This is a genomic window from Serratia sp. CY31944 (assembly GCF_052169175.1).
Lineage (GTDB): Bacteria > Pseudomonadota > Gammaproteobacteria > Enterobacterales > Enterobacteriaceae > Serratia > Serratia sarumanii.
Window position 1 is genome coordinate 150,343 of record NZ_JBJNLG010000014.1, and the last position, 6,778, is coordinate 157,120.

Sequence of the window (6,778 nt, forward strand, 5' to 3'; positions counted from 1 at the left end):
GGGCGTTCGGCGCGGAGGGCAATGCGGTGACACCTTTACTGGAACTGAAGCGAATAAAGAAGAGCTTTCCCGGCGTGAAGGCGCTGGACGGCATCGATCTGGCCATTCAACGCGGCGAAGTGCACGCCCTGCTGGGCGAAAACGGCGCCGGCAAATCGACGCTGGTGAAAATCATGTGCGGCATCTATCAGCCGGACGAGGGCGATATTTTTATCGACGGCGAGCAGCGCCGCTTTAACAACTATCGCCAGGCGATCGAGGCCGGCGTCGGCATTATTTTTCAGGAATTCTCGTTGATTCCCTACATGAGCGCCATCGACAACATCTTCCTCAACCGGGAGATCAGGAACCGCTGGGGCCTGCTGGATCGGCGGGCGATGCGGCGCAAGGCCGAGGCGATCTTCAAGCGGCTGACGGTGGCTATCGATCTCGATTGCCCGGTGGAGCAGCTGAGCGTGGCGCAGCAGCAGTTCGTTGAGATCGCCAAGGCGCTGTCGCTGGAGGCGCGGGTGCTGGTGCTGGACGAACCGACCGCCACGCTGACGCCGGGCGAGGCCGAGCACCTGTTCAGCGTGATGAACGATCTGCGGCTGCTGGGCGTCGGCATGGTGTTTATCTCGCACCACCTGGACGAGATCTTCACCATCTGCGATCGCATCACCGTGCTGCGCGACGGCGCCTACATCGAAACGCTGGCCACCGGCGACACCAACGTGGAAGAGCTGGTGCGGCTGATGGTCGGGCGCAAAATCGAGAACGCCTTCCCGGTGAAACAGCACCCGGTCGATACCGCGACGGTGCTGCTGGAAGCGGAGATCCAGCGCGAGAAGCACGGCGCGACCGACCGCTTCCACCTGCACAAGGGCGAGATCCTCGGCTTCGCCGGGCTGGTGGGCTCCGGGCGCACCGAGACCGTCTCGGCGCTGATCGGCGCCAGCCGCTGCCACCGCAAACGCGTCAGCCTCGGCGGCCAACCGGCGGCGCTGCGCTCCCCGGCGCAGGCGCTGGAGCAGGGCATCGGCCTGCTGCCGGAGAGCCGCAAAACCGAGGGCCTGGTGCTGCCGTTCTCGGTGGCGCAGAACATCACCCTCAACCGGCACCACCGGCGCGGCAAGATCTTCGTCAGCGCCCGCCAGGATCGCGACGTGGTGCAGCGGCTGATCCGCGCCGTGGGGGTGAAAACCCCGGACGCCGAGACCGCCGTCAGCACCCTGAGCGGCGGCAACCAGCAGAAGGTGGTGATCGCCCGCTGGCTCAACAACGACTGCAACATCCTGATCTTCGACGAACCGACGCGCGGCATCGACGTGGGCGCCAAGGCCGAGATCTACCAGCTGATGCAGCAACTGACCCAGCAGGGCATCTCCATCATCATGATTTCCTCCGAACTGCCGGAGATCATCGGCGTGTGCGACCGCGTGCTGGTGTTTCGCGGCGGCCACATCGTCGCCGAGCTGACCGGCGACGACATCGAATCCAACCACATCATGCTTCACGCGACCGGGAGTGCCTTATGATCGGAATTGAACAACCCGCCGTGGCGCGCCGCGCCGCCGGCCCCAGCCTCGGCAAGCGCTGGGAAAAACTGCTGCATCACCCGGCGGTCTTGCCGTTTATCGGCTTCGCTGTCCTGTTCGTATTGATGAGCCTGCTGAACGACAGCTTCCTCAGCGTCAACAACCTGACCAACGTGGCGCGCCAGGTGTCGATCAATGCCATCATCGCGGTGGGCATGACCTGCGCTATCCTGACCGGCGGCATCGATCTCTCGGTGGGGCCGGTGATGGCGCTGGCCGGTTCGGTCGCCGCCGGACTGATGCTGGCGGCGGTGCCCATTCCGCTGGCGATGGTGGCGGCGCTGGCGGTCGGCGCGCTGTTCGGCCTGGCCAACGGCGCCTGTATCGCCTACCTGCGCATGCCGCCGATCATCGTCACCCTGGCGTCGATGGGCATCGCCCGCGGCCTGGCGCTGCTCTATACCGGCGGCTACCCGATCTCCGGCCTGCCCGACGTCTTCTCGTTCTTCGGCCGCGGTACGGTGCTGGGCATCCAGGTGCCGATCCTGATCATGCTCGGCGTGTATGTGCTGGCCTGGCTGATGCTCAACCAACTGCCGTTCGGTCGCTACGTCTATGCGATGGGCGGCAACGAAGAGGCGGCGCGGCTGAGCGGCATCCGCGTGCCGCGCTACAAGATGCTGGTGTACGTGATCAGCGGCCTGACCGCCGCGCTGGCCGGGCTGGTGCTGACCTCGCGCCTGATGAGCGGGCAGCCCAACGCCGGCGAAGGCTTCGAGCTGGACGCCATCGCCGCGGTGGTGCTGGGCGGGGCGGCGATCTCCGGCGGGCGCGGCGCCATCGTCGGCACGCTGGTGGGGGCGATGATGCTCGGGGTGCTCAACAACGGCCTCAATCTGATGAACGTGTCGCCGTATATCCAGAACGTGGTGAAGGGCGGCATTATCCTGGCCGCCATCTATCTCAGCTCCGTGCGGCGCAAATAGGAGGCGCGATGGCAGTCTTTCTTGGCATAGACGTCGGCGGCACGGTGATCAAGGCCGGGCTGTACCGGGCAAGCGGCGAAGAGCTGGCGATCGCCGAGCGCGACGGCGCGGCGATTGCCGCCCAGCCGGGCTTCAGCGAACGCAATATGGACGCGCTGTGGGATGACGTTTGCGCGGCGATCCGCCAGACGCTGCACGCGGCGGGGCTGGAGGCCGGGCAGGTGCGCGGCGTCAGCTTCTCGGCGCACGGCAAAGGGCTGTACGCCATCGACCGCCACGGCAAGCCGGTCGGCAACGGCATCCTCTCTTCGGACAACCGCGCGGCGGCCACGGCGGCTGAGCTGCGCCGCGCCGGCGTGGACGCGCAGACCTACCCGCGCAGCCTGCAGCCGCTGTGGCCCAGCCACCCGGCGCTGCTGCTGCGCTGGCTGAAGCAGCGGCAACCGGCGCAGTACGCCGCCGTCGATCGCATCCTGATGGCACACGACTACCTGCGCTTTCGCCTCACCGGCGAGGCGGCGGCCGAAGTGACCAACATCTCCGGCAGCAACCTGTTTAACCAGCACAGCGGCGCTTACGATCCGGCGCTGATGGCGGCCTTCGGCATCGAAGAGGCGCAGGAGAAGACCGCGCCGGTGATCGGCTCGGCGCAGCTGGCCGGGCGAGTGACGGCCGCGGCGGCGGCGCAATGCGGCCTGCGCGCGGGCACCGCGGTGTACGGCGGCCTGTTCGACGTGGTGGGCGCGGCGCTCAGCTCCGGCGTGGCCGACGATCGCACGCTCAGCGCGGTGGCGGGCACCTGGTCGATCGCCACCTGCGTGACCGAGCGCATCATTCCCGCCGATTATCCCTACGCCTGGGGGCGCTACTGCATCGACGGCCGCTATTTCGTGCACGAAGGCAGCCCGACCTCGGCCGGCAACCTGGCCTGGTTCCTGCGCCAGTTCTGCGCCGACGATCGGCAGCGCTACGCCCAGTTCAATGCCTGGGTGGCCGAGCGCCGCGAGCAGCCGAGCGGGCTGCTGTTCCTGCCTTATCTGTACGGCTCCAACCTCGGCGGCAACACGCCGGGCGGGCTGATCGGCCTGAGCGCCCACCACGAGATGGCGGACGTGGTGCAGGCGATCTACCAGGGCATCGTGTTCTCGCACCTGATCCATCAGGAGCGCATGGTGCAACTGAACCCGCGCATCGAGCGGGTACGCATGACCGGCGGGCCGACGCAGTCCGAGGTGTGGATGCAGATGTACGCCGACGCCGGCAACCTGCCGCTCGAGGTGGTGGAAACGCGCCAGAGCGGCTGCCGCGCCGCCGCCCTGTGCGCCGCCGTCGGCGCCGGGGAGTACGCTGGGTTCGCCGAAGCGATCGCCGCCGCGCCGCCCAAACTGCGCTGTTATTATCCCGCGACCGCCGCCCACCGGCGCCTGCGCGCCCAGCAGGCGCGCTATCTGGCGGTCGCCCAGGCTTTGAGTGAGGTGACTGATGCAAACGACTAACGCCGCCTGTCTGGGGCTGTATGAAAAGGCGCTGCCCGCCAATCTGAGCTGGCCGCAGCGGCTGGCCACCGCCGCCGAGCTGGGCTTTGAATTTGTGGAGATGTCGATCGACGAACAGCCGGCGCGCCAGCAGCGGCTGGACTGGGATCGCCGCCAGCGGCTGGCGTTTATCCAGGCGCGGCTCGACAGCGGGGTGACGGTGCCGAGCCTGTGCCTGTCGGCGCACCGGCGCGATCCGTTCGGCAGCCATGACGCTGTCACCCGCGAGCGGGCGCGGGTGCTGATGAGCAAGGCGCTGGAACTGGCGACGGATCTCGGCATCCGCAACATCCAGCTGGCGGGCTACGACGTCTATTACGAACCCGCCGATCGCCACAGCCGCGCACGCTTTATCGAGGGCATGCAGTGGGCGGCGGCGCAGGCCGCCAGGGCGCAGGTGATGCTGTCGGTGGAGGTGATGGACACGCCGTTCATCAACAGCATCAGCAGATGGCGCGACATCGCCCGTCACGTCAACAGCCCGTGGTTCACGGTGTATCCCGATCTCGGCAACCTCAGCGCCTGGGGCAACGACGTCGCCGCCGAGCTGGCGCTGGGCATCGGCAGCATCACCGCCGTGCACCTCAAAGACACCGTCGCGGTGGGGCCGGGCAGCGCCGGGCAGTTTCGCGACGTGCCGTTCGGTGAGGGCTGCGTGGATTTCGCTCACGCCTTTGCCGTGCTCAACGCGCTCGGCTATCGCGGCCCCTACCTGCTGGAGATGTGGGCGCGCGAAGACGGGCAGGATAAGCAACGCATCGCCCAGGCCAAGGCCTGGATCGAACAACAGATGATTGATGGAGGCATCGCATGCTGAACGAACTCAAGCGGCAGGTGCTGGCCGCCAACCTCAGCCTGCCGGCATACGGGCTGGTGACCTTTACCTGGGGCAACGTCTCGGCGATCGACCGCCAGAGCGGGCTGGTGGTGATCAAGCCTTCGGGCATCGCCTACGAGGCGATGACGCTGGAGGATTTGGTGGTGGTGGATCTGGAGGGCAAGGTGCGCGAAGGGCACCGCAAGCCCTCATCCGACACCGCCACCCACCTGGCGCTGTACCGCGCCTTCGCCGACATCGGCGGCGTGGTGCACACCCACAGCCGCAACGCCACCATCTGGGCGCAGGCCGGGCAGCCGATCCCGGCGCTGGGCACCACCCACGCCGACTACTTTTACGGCGACATTCCCTGCACCCGGCCGATGAGCGAGGCGGAGATCGCCGGCGACTACGAGGGGGAAACCGGCAAGGTGATTATCGAAACCTTCAAGCAGGCGGGGCGCGATCCGCAGCAGGTGCCGGGAGTGCTGGTCTATTCCCACGGCCCGTTCGCCTGGGGCAAGGACGCGGCGGATGCGGTGCACAACGCGGTAGTGCTGGAAGAGGTGGCGATCATGGCGATGGCGACGCGCCAGCTGGCGCCGGCCATCGCCCCGATGCAGCCGGAGCTATTGGACAAACATTTCCTGCGCAAGCACGGCAAACACGCCTACTACGGGCAATAGCGCCCGTCAGCGATTCAACAGCGAGCCGGTGAAGAACTCTCTGCGCACCGGCAGCTCGCCGCGGGGGCTGTTAATGGCGCTGAACAGCAGCTCCGCGGCGATCTCCCCCAATTTCTGCGTATCGTGATACACCCCCGGAATGTGCAGGCCGTAAGCGCCGGCGCGCGGCGGTTCATCGATCGAGAAGAACTTCACCTGCTGATAGAGCCCCATCTCGTGGCAGATGGCGATGGCGCCCAGCGTGATGATGCCGTTCAGGCCGATGATGTAATCCGGGCGGTTCTCCGGCTGCGCCAGATAGGCGCGCACTTCGCTTTCCTGCGAGGTGAAATCGTAGTCGCCGTTGATGATATGAATCTCACGGCCGCCGCCCTGCAGCGCCGCGACGATGCCGGCGGTGCGCGTTAGCGTAATTTCCGAATCCGCCGGGCCGCCGATAATCAGCAGCTTCTGTTCCGGCTGCTCTGCCAGATAACGGCCGGCCAGCACGCCGATCTCGCGGTTGTCGAGGAACACGCCGCTCAGCTGCTGATCGTAGAGATCGCGGTCGATCAGGATCAGCGGCACGCCGTACACCTCGGCCAGCTCGAGATAGGCGGGGCGGTAGCGCTTGTCGTCGCGCACCGCCGACAGCAGGATGCCGCGCGCCTTGTAGCCGAACAGCGCCTGAATGGCGCGCATTTCCGCCTCTTCGCTGCCGTCGGTGTCGAACAGCATGATCTGGTAGCCCTGCTGACGCGCAATGCGCGACACGGTCTTGATCAGGCCGGAATAGAACGGGTTGTACATGCTGCTGGTGACGATGCCGATAATCTGGCTGCTGCTGCTTTTCAGCCCCTGCGCGAAGGCATTGGGCACATAGTTCAGCTCTTTGGCGATGGCGTGAATGCGCTCGCGGGTTTCCGGCTTGACCAGCTCGGGCTTATTGAAGGCGCGGGAAACGGTGATATTGGTCACCCTGGCGCGGCGGGCGATATCCACGATAGTGGCATTGGGATTGGCTTTCGACACCGTCTTTCCTTGCGTTATGCCTCAACAGATCCCTTATTGTAGGGAAAGGGCGGGGGCGGTGCTAGGGGGGAGTAGGGGGGATTGAAAATGAATTAAATATAATAATATATAATGATTCGAGGTATGATAAACACTGGTGCAGTGATATTGCATTGTATTGAAAGAATATATTTACAGCTTGAAATTGATAGGCAGTTTGATCGGGAAAGTAAAATATATGAGTTCA

6 protein-coding genes are annotated in these 6,778 nt (G+C 65.6%); 5 read left to right on the forward strand and 1 reads right to left on the reverse strand.

The genetic code is table 11. The features are described 5' to 3' along the window. Positions 1-26: 26 nt before the first annotated feature. Genes ACJ8IN_RS15825 through araD form a run of 5 tightly spaced genes read left to right on the forward strand, consistent with a single transcriptional unit; the run spans position 27 to position 5,541 of the window. Positions 27-1,517: a sugar ABC transporter ATP-binding protein gene (locus ACJ8IN_RS15825; protein WP_060388110.1), complete on the forward strand. Its 1,491-nt coding sequence runs from the start codon at positions 27-29 to the stop codon at positions 1,515-1,517. Continuing rightward, positions 1,514-2,503, forward strand: a complete 990-nt coding sequence (locus ACJ8IN_RS15830; RefSeq protein ID WP_038877882.1) for an ABC transporter permease — start codon at positions 1,514-1,516, stop codon at positions 2,501-2,503. The genes ACJ8IN_RS15825 and ACJ8IN_RS15830 overlap by 4 nt, the downstream gene beginning before the upstream one ends. Before the next feature lie 8 nt (positions 2,504-2,511). Beyond that, the gene (locus ACJ8IN_RS15835; RefSeq protein ID WP_060422612.1) at positions 2,512-3,999 is read left to right on the forward strand and encodes an FGGY-family carbohydrate kinase; all 1,488 of its coding nucleotides are present in this window, start codon (positions 2,512-2,514) and stop codon (positions 3,997-3,999) included. Then, complete coding sequence (locus ACJ8IN_RS15840; protein WP_060422610.1) at positions 3,986-4,855, forward strand: L-ribulose-5-phosphate 3-epimerase; 870 nt, start codon at positions 3,986-3,988, stop codon at positions 4,853-4,855. The genes ACJ8IN_RS15835 and ACJ8IN_RS15840 overlap by 14 nt, the downstream gene beginning before the upstream one ends. Further along, positions 4,849-5,541 carry an L-ribulose-5-phosphate 4-epimerase gene (gene araD, locus ACJ8IN_RS15845; RefSeq protein WP_060388044.1) on the forward strand — a complete coding sequence of 231 codons (693 nt, stop codon included), beginning with the start codon at positions 4,849-4,851 and terminating at the stop codon, positions 5,539-5,541. Before ACJ8IN_RS15840 ends, araD begins: the two co-directional genes overlap by 7 nt. 6 nt (positions 5,542-5,547) lie before the next feature. Here the strand turns inward: araD and ACJ8IN_RS15850 are convergent, their stop codons facing one another. Beyond that, the gene (locus tag ACJ8IN_RS15850) at positions 5,548-6,552 is read right to left on the reverse strand and encodes a LacI family DNA-binding transcriptional regulator (RefSeq protein WP_060422607.1); all 1,005 of its coding nucleotides are present in this window, start codon (positions 6,550-6,552) and stop codon (positions 5,548-5,550) included. Between the last annotated feature and the right edge of the window lie 226 nt (positions 6,553-6,778).